Annotated in this window: 8 protein-coding genes; 2 read left to right on the top strand and 6 right to left on the bottom strand. The window is 70.0% G+C overall.

Translation table 11 applies throughout. The features are described 5' to 3' along the window. Nucleotides 1-43 precede the first annotated feature (43 nt). The gene (locus JIX56_RS13350) at nucleotides 44-1,480 is read left to right on the top strand and encodes a cytochrome P450 (RefSeq protein ID WP_257540469.1); all 1,437 of its coding nucleotides are present in this window, start codon (nucleotides 44-46) and stop codon (nucleotides 1,478-1,480) included. Between the two features lie 244 nt (nucleotides 1,481-1,724). On the opposite strand, the gene glgB is transcribed toward JIX56_RS13350, so the two are convergent. The 5 genes from glgB to JIX56_RS13325 form a co-directional block, all read right to left on the bottom strand. Next, nucleotides 1,725-4,730: a 1,4-alpha-glucan branching enzyme gene (gene glgB / locus JIX56_RS13345; RefSeq protein ID WP_257540468.1), complete on the bottom strand. Its 3,006-nt coding sequence runs from the start codon at nucleotides 4,728-4,730 to the stop codon at nucleotides 1,725-1,727. Between the two features lie 44 nt (nucleotides 4,731-4,774). Beyond that, nucleotides 4,775-6,286, bottom strand: a complete 1,512-nt coding sequence (locus JIX56_RS13340; RefSeq protein ID WP_257540466.1) for a maltokinase N-terminal cap-like domain-containing protein — start codon at nucleotides 6,284-6,286, stop codon at nucleotides 4,775-4,777. Nucleotides 6,287-6,381: 95 nt separating this feature from the next. Further along, nucleotides 6,382-8,100, bottom strand: coding sequence for a maltose alpha-D-glucosyltransferase (gene treS, locus JIX56_RS13335; RefSeq protein ID WP_257540464.1), 1,719 nt, complete (start codon nucleotides 8,098-8,100; stop codon nucleotides 6,382-6,384). After that, nucleotides 8,097-10,235, bottom strand: coding sequence for an alpha-1,4-glucan--maltose-1-phosphate maltosyltransferase (locus JIX56_RS13330; RefSeq protein WP_257540462.1), 2,139 nt, complete (start codon nucleotides 10,233-10,235; stop codon nucleotides 8,097-8,099). Before JIX56_RS13330 ends, treS begins: the two co-directional genes overlap by 4 nt. 229 nt (nucleotides 10,236-10,464) lie before the next feature. After that, nucleotides 10,465-11,676, bottom strand: coding sequence for a S8 family peptidase (locus tag JIX56_RS13325; protein WP_257540460.1), 1,212 nt, complete (start codon nucleotides 11,674-11,676; stop codon nucleotides 10,465-10,467). A gap of 432 nt (nucleotides 11,677-12,108) precedes the next feature. Here JIX56_RS13325 and JIX56_RS13320 point away from each other — a divergent pair, with 432 nt between their 5' ends. Then, a complete protein-coding gene (locus tag JIX56_RS13320) occupies nucleotides 12,109-14,745 on the top strand; it encodes a glycosyltransferase family 1 protein (protein WP_257540458.1) in 2,637 nt (878 codons plus the stop codon). Between the two features lie 137 nt (nucleotides 14,746-14,882). On the opposite strand, the gene JIX56_RS13315 is transcribed toward JIX56_RS13320, so the two are convergent. Continuing rightward, on the bottom strand, nucleotides 14,883-15,404 hold the full coding sequence (locus JIX56_RS13315; RefSeq protein WP_257540456.1) for an NUDIX hydrolase: 522 nt from the start codon (nucleotides 15,402-15,404) through the stop codon (nucleotides 14,883-14,885). Between the last annotated feature and the right edge of the window lie 12 nt (nucleotides 15,405-15,416).

Here is a 15,416-nt window from a genome sequence, read left to right as displayed (position 1 = left end):
TCGTCACTGCTCGTACACGCTTCATGCGGTATGCGTGTCGGTCATGGAAACACATCCCTTCGCGGCCGCCCCGGCCGGCAGCCCCACCCTGGAATCGCTGCCCGTGGAGCCGTTGCTGACCGCGGAGTTCGACGTGGACCCGGGCAGCGTCTACGAGCGACTGCGGAGTACGTACGGCCCCGTGGCACCGGTGGGGCTGATGGGGGTGCCGGCGTGGCTGGTTCTCGACTACCGCGAGGTGCTGGAGGTCCTGCGCAGCGAGAGCGTGTGGCGGCGCGACGTACGGCACTGGCGGGCCCGGGCGGAGGGGCGACTGCCGCGGGACTGGCCGCTGCTCGCCGGGTACGAGGTCCGGCAGACCATGTTCTTCGACGACGAGGAACACCGGCACGCCCGGCTGAGCTACCACTCGGCGATGCGCCCGTTCCAGGACGGGCACACCCCCGAGGGCTGGGAGCTGCGGGCGGCCGTCGCGCGGTACGCCGACGAGCTGATCGCGATGCTCGCGGCCGAGTCCGGAACCACCGGGTTCGCCGATCTCGCGGCGCAGTACACCCGGCCGCTGCTCCTCATGGTCACGACCAAGCTGTTCGGCTGCCCCGTCGAACTCGGCGACGAGATGGTCATGGACCTGTGGCGGATGCTCGACGGCGGGCCGGACGCGGGGCCGGCCACCGGGCGGGCGCTGGGGGCGATGACCCGGCTCGCGGCGCACCGGCGCTCCCGTCCCGGAGAGGACCTGACGTCCTACATGCTGCTGTCCGACCCGTCGTTGAGCGACGAGCAGTTGGGCCGCGAGCTGTTCATGAACGCGGTCTATCTGAACGACATCGCCGGGAACATGGTCTGCAACACCCTCCTCGAAGTGCTGCGTGGCAACGCGACCGTCCGGCGGAGCCTGTCCGACGGGCAGCTCGGGGAGACCGTGAACCGGGCGGCGCTGGTGAATCCGCCGACGGCCAACCTGTGCTTCCGGTTCGCGGCGCGTGATGTGCGGCTCGGGAACTTCTGGATCCGGGCCGGTGACATCGTGTCCCCGTCCGTCGCGGCCGCGCACCGGGATCTGCTCGCGATCGGGTCCTCGCACATCGTCGACTCCACGATCAGTACGCGGGCGCATCTGGCGTGGGGGGCCGGGCCCCACCAGTGCCCCAGCGCCGCGCGTGAGCTCGCGGGGACGATCGTCACCACGGCGGTGGGGCGGGTCTTCGAGCACTTCGCCCGTGCGGAACTCACCTTGCCGCCGGATCAGTTGCCGTGGCGGTCGGGGCCGGTGGTGCGGGGGTTGCGGTTGCTGCCGGTTCGCTATGAACTCAGCGATCACAGCGCGGTGCGGGTGCCGGGTGCGCGGCGGGGGGACGAGGTCGCGCCTCCCGTGGCGCCGGGTGCCGTTCCGTCGGCTGTCGGGGAGCGGTCGGCGAGTGGGTTGCTGGGGGCGTTGCGACGGATGATGTTCGGGGGGCGGAAGAGCGGCGGCTGAGGGGCCGCGGGAGTTCTTCTCGCCCCCGCCGCCCCTACCCGTCCCATCCCCAGGGGCTGCGCCCCTTCGACCCGCCTCGGGGCTCCGCCCCGGACCCCGTTCGCGCAGTTCCCCGCGCCCCTGAAAGGGGCGCGGGGAACTGCGCGACAAGCCCCCACCCACCCGCACCCGACAACGAACCCCTCGGGGTCGAAGGGGCAGCGCCCCTGGGGATGGGACGGGTAGGGGCGGCGGGGGCGAAAAACTAGGCCGGGCGGAGCCAGATCGTGGACAGGGGGGGCAAGGTGATGCGGATGCCGGCCGGGCGGCCGTGCCAGGGGTGGGGTTCCGTCTTCACGGGGTGGGGGTTGGTGACGCCGCTCCCTCCGTAAGCGTCGGCATCCGTGTTGAGCACCTCGCGCCACGCCGGCACGTCCTCGGGAACCCCCAGCCGGTAGTCCTCGCGGACGACCGGGCTGAAGTGGGAGACGGCCAGCAGAGGCGCCCCGTCGGCGTCGAAGCGGAGGAACGCCAGGACGTTGTCGTCCGCGGCGTCGCCCGTGATCCAGGAGAACCCGGACGGGTGGGTGTCGAGCTGCCAGAGGGCGGGGGTGCGGCGATAGGTCGTGTTGAGGTCGCGGACGAGATCGCGCACCCCCCGGTGGTCGGCTTCGGCGCCGTACGCCGGATCCAGCAGCCACCAGTCCGGCCCGTGCGCCTCCGACCACTCTGCGCCCTGGGCGAACTCCTGGCCCATGAAGAGGAGTTGCTTGCCGGGGTGGGCCCACATGAAGCCGAGATACGCGCGGTGGTCGGCCCGCCGCTGCCACCAGTCGCCCGGCATCTTCGACACCAGGGAGCCCTTGCCGTGGACGACCTCGTCGTGGGAGATCGGCAGGACGTAGTTCTCGCTGTACGCGTACACCATCGAGAACGTCATCTCGTGGTGGTGGTGCTTGCGGTGCACCGGCTCCTTGGACATGTAGCCCAGCGAGTCGTGCATCCAGCCCATGTTCCACTTCAGGCCGAAGCCGAGACCGCCGAAGCCGCCCGGACCGACGTGGTGGGTGGCGCGGGTGACGCCGTCCCAGGCCGTCGACTCCTCGGCGATGGTCACGACACCCGGCACCCGCCGGTACACGGTCGCGTTCATCTCCTGGAGGAAGGCGACCGCGTCCAGGTTCTCCCGGCCGCCGTGCTCGTTCGGCGTCCACTGGCCCGGCTCGCGCGAGTAGTCGAGGTAGAGCATCGACGCGACGGCATCCACCCGCAGCCCGTCGATGTGGTACTCCTCGCACCAGTAAAGGGCGTTGGCGACAAGGAAGTTGCGCACCTCGCGGCGCCCGTAGTCGAACTCCAGCGTCCCCCAGTCGGGGTGCGCCGCCCGCGCCGGGTCCTCGTGCTCGTACAGCGGTCGCCCGTCGAACTCGGCCAACGCCCAGTCGTCACGCGGGAAGTGAGCCGGCACCCAGTCCATCAGCACACCGATCCCGGCCTGGTGCAGCGCGTCGACCAGGAACTTGAAGTCGTCCGGGGTGCCGAGCCTGGCCGTCGGCGCGTAGAACCCGGTCACCTGGTAGCCCCATGAGCCGCCGAACGGGTGCTCGGCGACCGGCAGCAGCTCGACATGGGTGAAGCCGAGGTCGGAGACGTACACCGGTAGCTGTTCGGCCAGTTGACGGTACGTCAGTCCGGGTCGCCAGGACGGCAGATGGATCTCGTAGACGGAGAACGGCGCCTCGTGCGCGGGGGTCTCCGCCCGCCTGGTCAGCCACTCCTCGTCGCCCCACTCGTAGTGCGAGGCGTGCACGACGGAGGACGTATTGGGCGGGACCTCCGTGCGGCGGGCCAGCGGGTCGGCGCGGAGCGTCTTGGTGCCGTCCGGCCGGGTGATCTCGAACTTGTACAGTTCGCCCTCGCCGATCCCGGGCACGAACAGCTCCCACACGCCCGAGGAGCCGAGCGCACGCAGCGGATATCCGGTGCCGTCCCAGAAGTTGAACGTCCCGGCCAGCCGTACGCCGCGCGCGTTCGGCGCCCACACCGTGAAGCGGGTGCCGGTCACGCCCTGGTGGGTCATCGGCTCGGCGCCGAGCACCCGCCACAGCTCCTCGTGCCGGCCCTCGTTGATCAGATGCAGGTCCAGCTCGCCGATCGCGGGCAGGAAACCGTACGCGTCCTCGGTCTCCTGTTCCGTTCCCTCGTACGAGATCAGCAGCCGGTACGCCGCCGGCACCTCCCGCAACGGCAGCAGCGCCGAGAAGAACCCGCCTCCGTCGTCGTGCAACTCCGCCCGCAGCGACTCCACCACCACACTCACTGCGAGCGCGTACGGCCGGAACGCCCGGAACACCACACCGCCGGGCGCGGGGTGAGCCCCGAGCACCGAGTGCGGCGCGTGGTGGGTACCGGCGATCAGCCGCTCGCGATCGGCGCCGTCCATGGCGGGGGAGAAGGCGGGCTGGGCGAGGCCGGGTCCGGCGTCGGGGGTGCCGACCGGTTCGCCCGGCGAGCGGCCGGTGACCGCGCGCTCGGCGGTGGCCTGCTGAGGCAGCACCGGTTCCGGGTGCGCCGATTCAGTCAGCACCGATACGGGAGCGGCCGGCTCGGCCACGGTCTCCTGCGGGGGCCTCACGGTCTTCTTCGCGGCGGCTTTCTTGGTGACGGCCTTGGCGGTGACGGCTTTCTTTGCCACGGTCTTCTTGGCCGCCGACTTCTTCGCCACAGCCGTCTTGGCGACAGCCGTCTTGGCGACAGCCGTCTTCGTGACCGCCTTCTTGGCGACCGCCTTCTTCGCCACGGTCTTCTTCGTGGCGGTCTTCTTGGCCGGAGCCTTCTTGGCCACGCCCTTGTCCTCGGCCACCTTTCTGGGCGCGGCCGTGCCGCCGGCCCCGGCGGTCTTCTTGACCGCCGCCGTACCTTCGCCGGCCTTCTTGGCGACCGCCTTCTTGGTGACCGCCTTCTTGGCGACGGCCTTCTTGACCACCGGCGCCCCCTCGGCCGCCTTCTTGGCGACGGCCTTCTTGACCACCGGCGCCCCCTCGGCCGCCTTCTTGGCGACCGCCTTCGCCGTGCTCTTCGCCGCGGTGCTCTTCTCCGCCGTTTTCTCAGCCGCCTTTTTCGTCGCCGTCTTCTTCGCTGTCGTCGCCTTCTTCGCCACGGTTTTCTTCGCGGCCGTTTTCTTCGTGGCCGTCTTCTTCACCGGGGCGGACCCCTCGGCGGCGGCGCCGGTGTGCTGTGTGCTGTCGTCGGACGGCGGGCGGGGAGTCACAGGGACGGCCTCCTCGGCGGGAACAGGAAGTGGTGGGGGTGGGGTCAGGGTGTGTCGGCGCCGGTGTCCGTGGCCAGGCGGTGGACGGCCGCCAGGGGCACCGGAAGCCAGTCGGGGCGGTGGCGGGCCTCGTAGAGGACCTCGTACACCGCCTTGTCGGTCTCGTAGGCGCGCAGCAGTACGGGATCGGTGCGCGGGTCGGCCCCGGCGACGTCCGCGTAGCCGGAGCAGTACGCGGCCCGGCAGGCGGTCGCCCAGTCGGCGGCCGGGGGCTGGAGGGAGTGGGCGGCGTAGTCGAAGGAGCGGAGCATGCCGGCGATGTCGCGGGCGACGGGCTGCGGCATCCGGCGTTCGGCCAGCGGCTTCGACGGCTCGCCCTCGAAATCTATGAGGGACCACTCCCCGGAGGGAGAGCGGAGACACTGGCCGAGGTGGAGGTCGCCGTGGATGCGCTGGGCGGTCCAGGTGCGCCCCTCGGCGGCGAGGTCGGCCAGCGCCTCGAAGGCCGTGTGCAGCCCGGGCGCGTACGGCCGCAGCGTGGGTACGGCCTGTGCGGCGGCCTCCAGGCGTTCGGTCATCCCGTCGAGCAGCAGCTCCAGTTGGGGCCGTCCCAGGGTGACCGTGGGCAGGGCCCGCGTCAGCGCCGTGTGCACCTCGGCGGTCGCCCGCCCCAGCGCGCGCGCCTCGGCGGCGAAGTCCTCGCCCTTGGCCAGCATGCTCAGCGCCAGCTCCCAGCCGTCCGCCGCGCCGTGCAGGAACGGCTGGAGGACGCCCAGGACGTGGTGGCCTTCGGGGTCGCCGGTCCGGCCCAGGTCCGCCATCATCCACGCCGCCGGGGCCGGTACGCGGGGGCACTGCTCGCGGGACAGGGTCAGGGGCAGTTCGAGGTCGGGGTTGTCTCCGGGCACGACCCGCCTGAACAGCTTCAGGATGAACGTATCGCCGTAGACGATCGATGAGTTGGACTGCTCCGAGGTCACCATGCGCGGTACCAGGCCCTCGGGAATGTCGTGCCGCATGTCCCGCTCGCAGCGCAGCTCACCGACGTGCGCCTCGGTCCGCAGCGCCTCCAGGAGGACATCGGCGAGGCGCGGGTCGTACAGCGCCTCGTACACCGTCCGCCCGGCCAGCGGCCCGTCGGCCACATGTCCGATCAGCGCGGGCGCCAGCCGTGGTGGCAGCGCCTCGCGTACGCCGAGCAGCAGCTGGTAGCAGTCGCCGGGGTGGGCCGGAGCGCCCTGGGACGGCACCAGCGGCTGATGGGCGCGGACGAGGAGATGCAGCAGCCCGGCCTTGGAGCCGGCCGACTTGGAGCCACCTGACGGGGAGCCGGCCGCTTGGGAACCCCCTGCCTCGGAGGTGCCCACCGGCAGCAGCTCGGTCCCCGCCACCAGGCTGAACCCGGTGACCGGCCGCCCCTTCCCCGCGAACCAGCGCTGCCGTGGCAGCCACTCCCGCAGGAGCGGCTCCAGCGAGGTGAGCAGCCCGGGCACCGGCTCCGCGACATGCGGTGGGCCAGGACTTGTCGCAGTGGAGTGCGTGGCGGCTTCCGACATGGCGTCGCGTCCTTTCCCCGGGGGGCGGGGTGTTCCTGTCTGCGTGCCCCGGGCGGGCCGGGAGAAACCGGCCCGCCCGGGGGTTCCGGTCGGGTTTACACGGTGTCCTTCCGCAGGCGGAACCAGTAGAAGCCGTGGCCCGCGAGGGTGAGGAGATAAGGCAGCTCGCCGATGGCCGGGAAGCGCACTCCGCCGATGAGTTCGACGGGGTGGCGTCCTTCGTAGGCGCGCAGGTCGAGTTCGGTGGGCTGGGCGAAACGCGAGAAGTTGTTCACGCACAGCACCAGGTCGTCGCTGCCCTCCTCGGTCGGAGGGGCCTCCCGCAGATACGCCAGCACGGCCGGGTTCGACGACTGGAGTTCGGTGTACGACCCCAGGCCGAACGCCGGGTTCTGCTTGCGGATCTCGATCATGCGGCGGGTCCAGTGCAGCAGCGAGGCCGGCGAGGACATCGACGCCTCGACGTTCGTCACCTGGTAGCCGTAGACCGGGTCCATGATCGTCGGCAGTGACAGCCGTCCCGGATCGCAGGAGGAGAAGCCCGCGTTGCGGTCGGGCGTCCACTGCATGGGGGTGCGTACGGCGTCGCGGTCGCCGAGCCAGATGTTGTCGCCCATGCCGATCTCGTCGCCGTAGTAGAGGATCGGCGAGCCGGGGAGGGACAGGAGCAGGGCGGTGAACAGCTCGATCTGGTTGCGGTCGTTGTCGAGGAGTGGGGCGAGCCGGCGCCTGATGCCGATGTTGGCGCGCATACGCGGGTCTTTCGCGTACTCCGCGTACATGTAGTCGCGTTCTTCGTCGGTGACCATTTCGAGGGTCAGCTCGTCGTGGTTGCGCAGGAAGATGCCCCACTGGCAGTTCGACGGAATGGCCGGGGTCTTGGCGAGGATTTCCGAGACCGGATAGCGCGATTCCCTGCGCACCGCCATGAAGATCCTCGGCATCACCGGGAAGTGGAACGCCATATGGCATTCGTCGCCGCCGCTCGGGAAGTCGCCGAAGTAGTCGACGACGTCCTCCGGCCACTGATTCGCCTCGGCCAGCAGCACGGTGTCGGGGTAGTGCGCGTCGATCTCCTTCCGCACCCGCTTCAGGAAGTCGTGGGTTGCGGGAAGGTTTTCGCAGTTGGTGCCTTCCTGCTGGTACAGGTACGGCACCGCGTCCAGGCGGAAGCCGTCGATGCCCAGGTCCAGCCAGAACCGCAGCGCCGAGACCATCTCCTCCTGTACTGCCGGGTTCTCGTAGTTGAGGTCCGGTTGGTGGGAGAAGAACCGGTGCCAGAAGTACTGCTTGCGGACGGGGTCGAAGGTCCAGTTGGAGGCTTCGGTGTCGACGAAGATGATGCGGGCGTCCTGGAACTGCTTGTCGTCGTCGGCCCAGACGTAGTAGTCGCCGTAGGGGCCGTCGGGGTCTTTCCTCGATTCCTGGAACCACGGGTGCTGGTCGCTGGTGTGGTTCATGACGAAGTCGATGATGACGCGCATGCCGCGTTGGTGGGCGGCGTCGACGAATTCCACGAAGTCGGCGAGATCACCGAATTCGGGGAGGACGGCGGTGTAGTCGGAGACGTCGTAGCCGCCGTCCCTGAGTGGCGATTTGAAGAAGGGCGGGAGCCAGATGCAGTCGATGCCCAGCCACTGGAGATAGTCGAGTTTGGCGGTCAGGCCCTTGAGGTCGCCGATGCCGTCGCCGTTGCTGTCCTGGAAGGAGCGGACGAGGACTTCGTAGAAGACGGCGCGTTTGAACCAGTCCGGGTCCCGGTCCTTCTGCGGAGTGTCCTCGAAGGTGTCCGGAACGGGCTCGTTGACGATCATTGTGTGGGTGACCCCCCGATCTGCGGGTTGGACGGTCGCAGGACGGTCAGTACGTGCGCGGGCGTGCGGCCCGGTTCGAGACGTACATAGTTGTTCCTGCCCCAGGTGTAGACCTCGCCGGTGAGCTCGTCGCGCACCAGCACGGACTCATGCCAGTCCAGGCCGAGTTGCGGCATGTCCAACGAGACCGTGGCCTCCTGGGTGTGGTGGGGGTCGAGGTTGACCACCACCAGAACCGTGTTCGAGCCCGCGCGCTTCGAGTAGACGATCACCGCTTCCTGGTCGGCATGATGGAAGTGCAGATCCCGCAACTGTCGCAGCGCCGGGCTCCGACGCCTGATCTCGTTGAGCTTGCCGAGCAGTGGGGCGATCGTACGTCCGTCTTGTTCGGCTGCGTCCCAGTCGCGTGGGCGGAGTTGGTACTTCTCCGAGTCGAGGTACTCCTCGCTGCCGGGTTTGAGCGGGGTGTTCTCGCACAGTTCGTAGCCGGAGTAGACGCCCCAGGCCGGCGAGAGCGTCGCGGCCAGCACCGCGCGCAGCTCGAAGGCCGGCCGTCCGCCGTTCTGGAGGAAGGCGTGGAGGATGTCGGGGGTGTTGACGAAGAAGTTCGGCCGCATATAGGCGGCCGCCTCACCCGCCAGCTCCGTGGCGTACTCCGTCAGCTCCTGTTTGCTGTTGCGCCAGGTGAAGTAGGTGTAGGACTGCTGGAAGCCGGTCGCGGCCAGGGTATGCATCATCGCGGGGCGGGTGAAGGCCTCGGCCAGGAAGATGACGTCCGGGTCGGTGGCGTTGATGTCGGCGATCACCTGTTCCCAGAAGACGACCGGTTTGGTGTGGGGGTTGTCGACGCGGAAGACGCGGACCCCGTGGTCCATCCAGTGCCGCAGGATCCGGGTGGTCTCGGCGATGAGGCCGGGCATGTCGGCGTCGAAGGCGATGGGGTAGATGTCCTGGTACTTCTTCGGCGGGTTCTCCGCGTAGGCGATCGTGCCGTCGGGGCGGTGGTGGAACCACTCGGGGTGTTTCTGCACCCAGGGATGGTCCGGGGAGCACTGCAGGGCGAAGTCCAGGGCGACTTCCAGGCCCAGTTCCTGTGCGCGGGCGACGAAGTGGTCGAAGTCCTCGAGGGTGCCCAGGTCGGGGTGGATGGCGTCGTGGCCGCCTTCGGGGGAGCCGATGGCCCAGGGGACGCCGACGTCGTCGGGGGTGGGGGAGAGGGTGTTGTTGCGGCCCTTGCGGAAGGTGGTGCCGATCGGGTGGATCGGTGGCAGGTAGACGACGTCGAAGCCCATGGCGGCGATCGCGGGCAGGCGGCGGGCGGCGGTACGGAAGGTTCCGTGGGGCTGCTCGGGGGTGCCCTCGGAACGCGGGAAGAACTCGTACCAGGACCCGAACAGCGCCCGTTCCCGCTCGACCAGCAGGGGCAACGGTTCGCTGGAGGTGACCAGTTCGCGCAGGGGATGGCGGGTGAGGACCTCCTCCACCTCCGGCGCCGACGCCGCCGCCAGACGGGAGGACGCGGGCCGAGCGGTGTCCCGTAGGGCGTCCACGGCGGCGAGCAGGATGCCTCGCCCGCTCCGGCCTTCGGGGACCCCGTCGGCGGCGCGTTCGTACAGGCGGGCGCCCTCCTCGAGGACCAGTTCGGTGTCGATGCCGGCCGGGATCTTGATGTGGGCGTGGTGGCGCCAGGTGGCGATCGGGTCGCCCCAGCCCTCGACGGCGTAGGACCAGATGCCCTCGCTCGGTACGGAGACCGTGGCGCCCCAGCGGTCGGTGCCGGGGGCGAGTTCGCGCATCGGGATCCAGTCGGCCGGGCGGCCCTCCGGGTCCTTGAGCACGACATTGGCGGCGACCGCGTCGTGGCCCTCACGGATGACGACGGCCGAGATCTCGAAGGCCTCGCCCACGACGGCCTTCGCCGGTCGGCGGCCGTGGTGGACGGTCGGCCGTACGTCGAGAACCGGTATCCGCCCGATGGTGGGGGCGCCCGGAAGCTCCGGGGCCTTCGGGGGTGGCGCGGCCGGCGCGGGCAGGCCGGTGCGCGCCGGGCGTGCGGGGCGTGCGGTGGTGCTGTCGGGTGTGGCGGTGGTGGTACTGGTCGTCGGGGGTGCTGACGAGTGGTGCGTGGCGGGCATGACCGCTCCTGTCCGCGTCAACGTGGGTGGGCGGATGAGGGTGTGGGGAGGTGGGGCCATCGGGACGTACCGGTGGAGCCTTCCCACACAGTGCGGGTGGGCATTCCGGCACTTTGTTAACTACTCACGCGTATGTCTACACACAAGACCGGCCTCGTCCGAAGAGGGCGAGGCCGGTCACTGTAGTCGCTCTGGGTAAAGGGTCGTTCACCTGTGGTGTTACAGAGTCCTACGGGTTGTGGACTTGTAGAAGCTTGTTCGGAGAGCCCGGAAATTTGTCCTTGACCTTGCCCGAAACCGCATGCTCCACCAGGGCCTTGCTCACCTGGGCGGGTGTGGCCGACGGATGGTCGGCCAGATACAGGGCGGCCGCGCCCGCGGCGTGCGGGGAGGCCATGGACGTACCGGAGTGGGTCGCCTTCGCGGTGTTGCTCCGGTGGGACGCGGAGGTGATGGACATGCCGGGTGCGAACAGGTCCAGACTCGGGCCCCAGTTCGAGAAGTTGGCGCGAACGTCCTTCTTGTCGGTGGCGCCGACAGTGATCGCCTGCTTGACGCGGGCGGGCGAGTAGAGGCCGGCGGCGAGTCCGTCATTGCCCGCGGCGACCGTGTAGGTGACCCCGGACGCTATGGAGTTGCGTACGGCCGCGTCGAGCTGGGCGTTGCCGAAGCCGCCCAGACTCATGTTGGCCACGGCGGGCTTCCTCGCATGCTTGGTGACCCAGTCGATGCCCGCTATGACCTGGGCGGTCGTCCCCGCGCCCTCGTCGTCGAGGACACGTACGGCGACGACCTCGGCCTTCTTGGCGACGCCGTACGTGGTGCCGGCGACGGTGCCCGCGACATGGGTGCCGTGCCCGTTGCCGTCCTGCGCCGTCCTGTCGTTCTGGACGAAGTCCCAGCCGTGGCTCGCCCGGCCGCCGAAGTCCTTGTGCGTGATCCGTATGCCGGTGTCGATCACGTACACGGTGGCGCCCTTGCCCGCCGACTCGGGCCAGGTGTAGCCCTTGTCGAGCGGCAGGTCCGACTGGTCGACGCGGTCGAGGCCCCATGAGGGGGGATTGGGCTGCCGGTGGTCGTGGGTGACCTCCGTGTCCTGGACGACCGAGGCCACGCGGGAGTCCGCCGCGAGACGTCTGGCCTGTTTCTCACCGGCCTTCACGGAATATCCGTTCAGAGCGGTGCTGTACGTGTGGCGTATTTTCGCCCCGTACTTCGTCGCCACGTCCTTTCCGGCCTTCGACGGGGCCTTCGTGCCCGTCTTGAGGGTGACTATGTAACTGCCGCTGACGGAACCGGGATCGCCGGCTCCGAGAACACGCCCCTCCGGAGCGGCCTGCGCGGGCAGGGTGATGGCCGAAAGCACCGCGGCCGTCATGACCGCCGTGAGACCTCCAGCCCAGCGCGTACGCCTGTTTCTCGCCTCTGCCAGGTGACGCATGTGTGAGAACCCCCTCCTCGACTCGGCGCACCGACACCGGAGTTCGCCGGGAGCCGGTCGTGCAGGTGGTACGGGTCGCGCGGGGGCTGCCGGAGTTCGCCGGGTTCGGCCGAGGTCGGCCGGTGGGTACGCCACTCGGCAGCCTCTCGTGCGGTGTGAAGTGCCACAAGGTCGCACAGAGGGGCGGAATCGGCCATATCGCCCGTGGGGTACATGTGAAGGTTGCGGCTGGGTTGCGGCGAATTCAGGACTGAACGTGCGGGGGTGGACTGTCCGGCCGGGCGGCCGGGGTACGGATGCGCCGTAATTGCATACCGAGGGACGCGCCGTAGTTGCCGGGCGCCTCGCGCCGCTACGGTCGGGGGTGACGAACGGCGCACAGCGGAGTGCGTCCCCCGGCCCGTACGTCCTGGCGTGAAGGTGGAATCCTCTGTGAAGGCCATCCGCAGATTCACCGTCCGACCCGTCCTCCCCGAAGCCCTGCACCCGCTCAGCGAGCTGGCGCGCAATCTGCGCTGGTCCTGGCACGCGGAGACCCGTGACCTCTTCCAGTCGGTCGACCCCGAGCGCTGGGCCGCCTCCGGCGGCGATCCCGTACGCCTCCTCGGCTCCGTCTCCACCCGCCGTCTGGCCGAACTCGCCGAGGACCGGCGCTTTCTGCGCCGGCTGACCGTCGTCGCCGACGATCTGCGGGACTACGTCACCGGGGACCGCTGGTACCAGGCACAGGCACAGAATTCCGAACTCCCGGCCGCCGTCGCCTACTTCTCGCCCGAGTTCGGCATCACGGCCGCGCTGCCGCAGTACTCCGGCGGCCTCGGTATCCTCGCCGGCGACCATCTGAAGGCGGCCAGCGACCTAGGCGTACCGCTGATCGGTGTCGGCCTGCTCTACCGGCACGGTTACTTCCGGCAGTCCCTGTCCCGCGACGGCTGGCAGCAGGAGCGCTATCCGGTGCTCGACCCGAACGAGCTGCCGTTGGTGCCGCTCCACGAGGCCGACGGCTCCCAGGCGCAGGTCGACCTGGCGCTCCCCGGCGGCCGCCGGCTGCACGCCCGCGTCTGGCAGGCCCAGGTCGGCCGGGTGCCGTTGCTGCTCCTGGACTCGGACGTCGAGGAGAACGACCTCGGCGAACGCGGCGTGACCGACCGGCTGTACGGCGGCGGCAGCGAGCACCGCCTCCTCCAGGAGATGCTGCTCGGCATAGGAGGAGTGCGGGCCGTCCGCCTGTACTGCCGGCTCACCGGCCATGCCGGGCCCGAGGTCTTCCACACCAACGAGGGCCACGCCGGCTTCCTCGGCCTGGAACGCATCGCCGAACTCTGCGACGAGGGCCTCGACTTCGACGCCGGCCTGGAGGCGGTCCGCTCCGGCACGGTCTTCACCACCCACACCCCCGTCCCCGCCGGCATCGACCGCTTCGACCGCGAGCTGGTCGCCCGCCACTTCGGCCCCGACGCCGAACTCCCGCGCATCGACGTGGGACGCATCCTGGGCCTCGGCATGGAGACCTACGCGGGCGGCGACCCGAACGTCTTCAACATGGCGGTGATGGGGCTACGGCTGGCGCAGCGGGCGAACGGTGTGTCGTTGCTGCACGGCCAGGTCAGCCGGGACATGTTCTCCGGCCTGTGGCCGGGCTTCGACGCGGACGAGGTCCCGATCACCTCGGTGACGAACGGGGTGCACGCCCCGACGTGGGTGGCCCCGGAGGTCTTCCGCCTCGGCGCCCGCCAGATCGGCGCCGAACGGACCGAGGACGCGATGTCGGTGGGCGGTTCGGAGCGGTGGGACGCGGTCGGGGACATCCCCGACCAGGACATCTGGGACCTGCGCAGGGTCCTCCGCGAGCAGTTGGTGACGGAAGTACGGGAACGCCTGTCCGCCTCCTGGCGGCAGCGCGGTGCCGGCACGGCCGAACTGGGCTGGATCGAAGGAGTGCTGGATCCGGATGTGCTGACCATCGGGTTCGCGCGCCGAGTCCCGTCCTACAAGCGCCTGACCCTGATGCTGCGCGACCCCGACCGCCTGATGGAGCTGCTGCTCCACCCGGAGCGCCCGATCCAGATCGTGATCGCGGGCAAGGCGCACCCGGCGGACGACGGCGGGAAGCGCCTGATCCAGGAGCTGGTGCGGTTCGCGGACGATCCGCGTGTACGCCACCGGATCGTGTTCCTTCCGGACTACGGCATGGCGATGGCTCAGAAGCTGTATCCGGGGTGCGATGTCTGGCTGAACAATCCGCTGCGTCCGCTGGAGGCGTGCGGGACGTCGGGGATGAAGGCGGCCCTGAACGGCTGTCTGAATCTGTCCGTCCTGGACGGCTGGTGGGACGAGTGGTTCCGGCCGGACTTCGGCTGGGCGATCCCCACGGCCGACGGCACGGCGATGGACGAGGACCAGGACCGCCGGGACGACGTGGAGGCGGCGGCCCTGTACGACCTCCTGGAACAGCGGGTCGCCCCCCGTTTCTACGAACGCGGCCAGGACGGCCTGCCCGACCGCTGGATCGAGATGGTCCGCCAGACGTTGACGCATTTGGGCCCGAAAGTGCTGGCGGGGCGGATGGTCCGCGAATACGTGGAGCGCCTGTACGCCCCGGCCGCACGGGCCCACCGGTCGCTGACGCCGGACGTGGCCCGGGAACTGTCCGAGTGGAAGGGACGGGTGCGGGGCACGTGGCACCGGGTGACGGTGGACCATGTGGAGACCTCGGCGGCTCCTCTCAGTACAGCCGCTGAGCTGGGCGCGACGCTCGTCCTCCGGGTACGCGTCGCGCTCGGCGACCTCGTCCCGGACGACGTCGAGGTCCAGGCGGTATCGGGGCGTGTGGACGCCGACGACCGCATCACTGATGCGACGTACGTCCCGCTGAAACCGACCAGCGGGCCCGACGAGGAGGGCCGCTGGTCCTACGAGGGCCCCCTGTCCCTGGACCGCACGGGCTCCTTCGGCTACACGGTACGGATCCTGCCGGCCCACCGACTGCTGGCCTCGGGGGCGGAGCTGGGGCTGGTGGTGGTGCCGTCGGAGGGGATGGGGGAGGGGGCGGGGGTGTTGATGCGGTAACCCGCGCCGGCAGGCCGCCGCGCCCCCCGTACCGGCACCGCCTGTTTCCGCTGCTTCGAGGAGGAGTTCCCGCCGATCCTGGTATGGCGTGCGCGGCCTGACCAGGATCGGCGGTCAGGGCCGTCCAGGATCGGCGGTCAGGGCCGTCCATGCGAGAGGGCTGAGCCGGGGGGCGGGGCGAGCCGGCATTGGTTGCGGGCGAGGTAGGCATCCAGAGGTGCTGTGCGTCCCGGGAGGGCTTCTGAGAGGTCCCACCACCGGATGGCCGCGATCTCCTCGTTGGCCCGGAAGTCCCGGACATCGGTGGTGTGGCCGACGAACAGTGCGGCGTACTCGGCTCGCCGGTCGGGCGCGAGTACGAAGCCCGCGTAGCCGATGAACCGCAGCGGCCCGTCGGGCTGCTGGCCGCTCTCCTCCAGCAACTCGCGTGCGGCCGCCCGGCGAGGAGATTCACCTTCCTCCACACGTCCACCGGGCAGTTCCCATTGCCGGCGGTAGCGGTCGAAGACCATGAGGACACGGTCCGTGTGCCAGAGGGCGACCAATGCCGCCGGCAGCGGCGCGTCACGCGGTGGTGCTTCCTCCGGCTCCCGGGTGAACGTGACCAAGGAGTTGCCGCGATCGTCGACTGCGAGCGGCGGAACCGTGGAGTCGGACACCTCGCCATGCTT

It is taken from the genome of Streptomyces sp. CA-210063, from assembly GCF_024612015.1.
GTDB lineage: Bacteria > Actinomycetota > Actinomycetes > Streptomycetales > Streptomycetaceae > Streptomyces.
The sequence above is the reverse complement of the archived record's forward strand: the minus strand, read 5'-3'. Positions and strand labels throughout refer to the sequence as shown.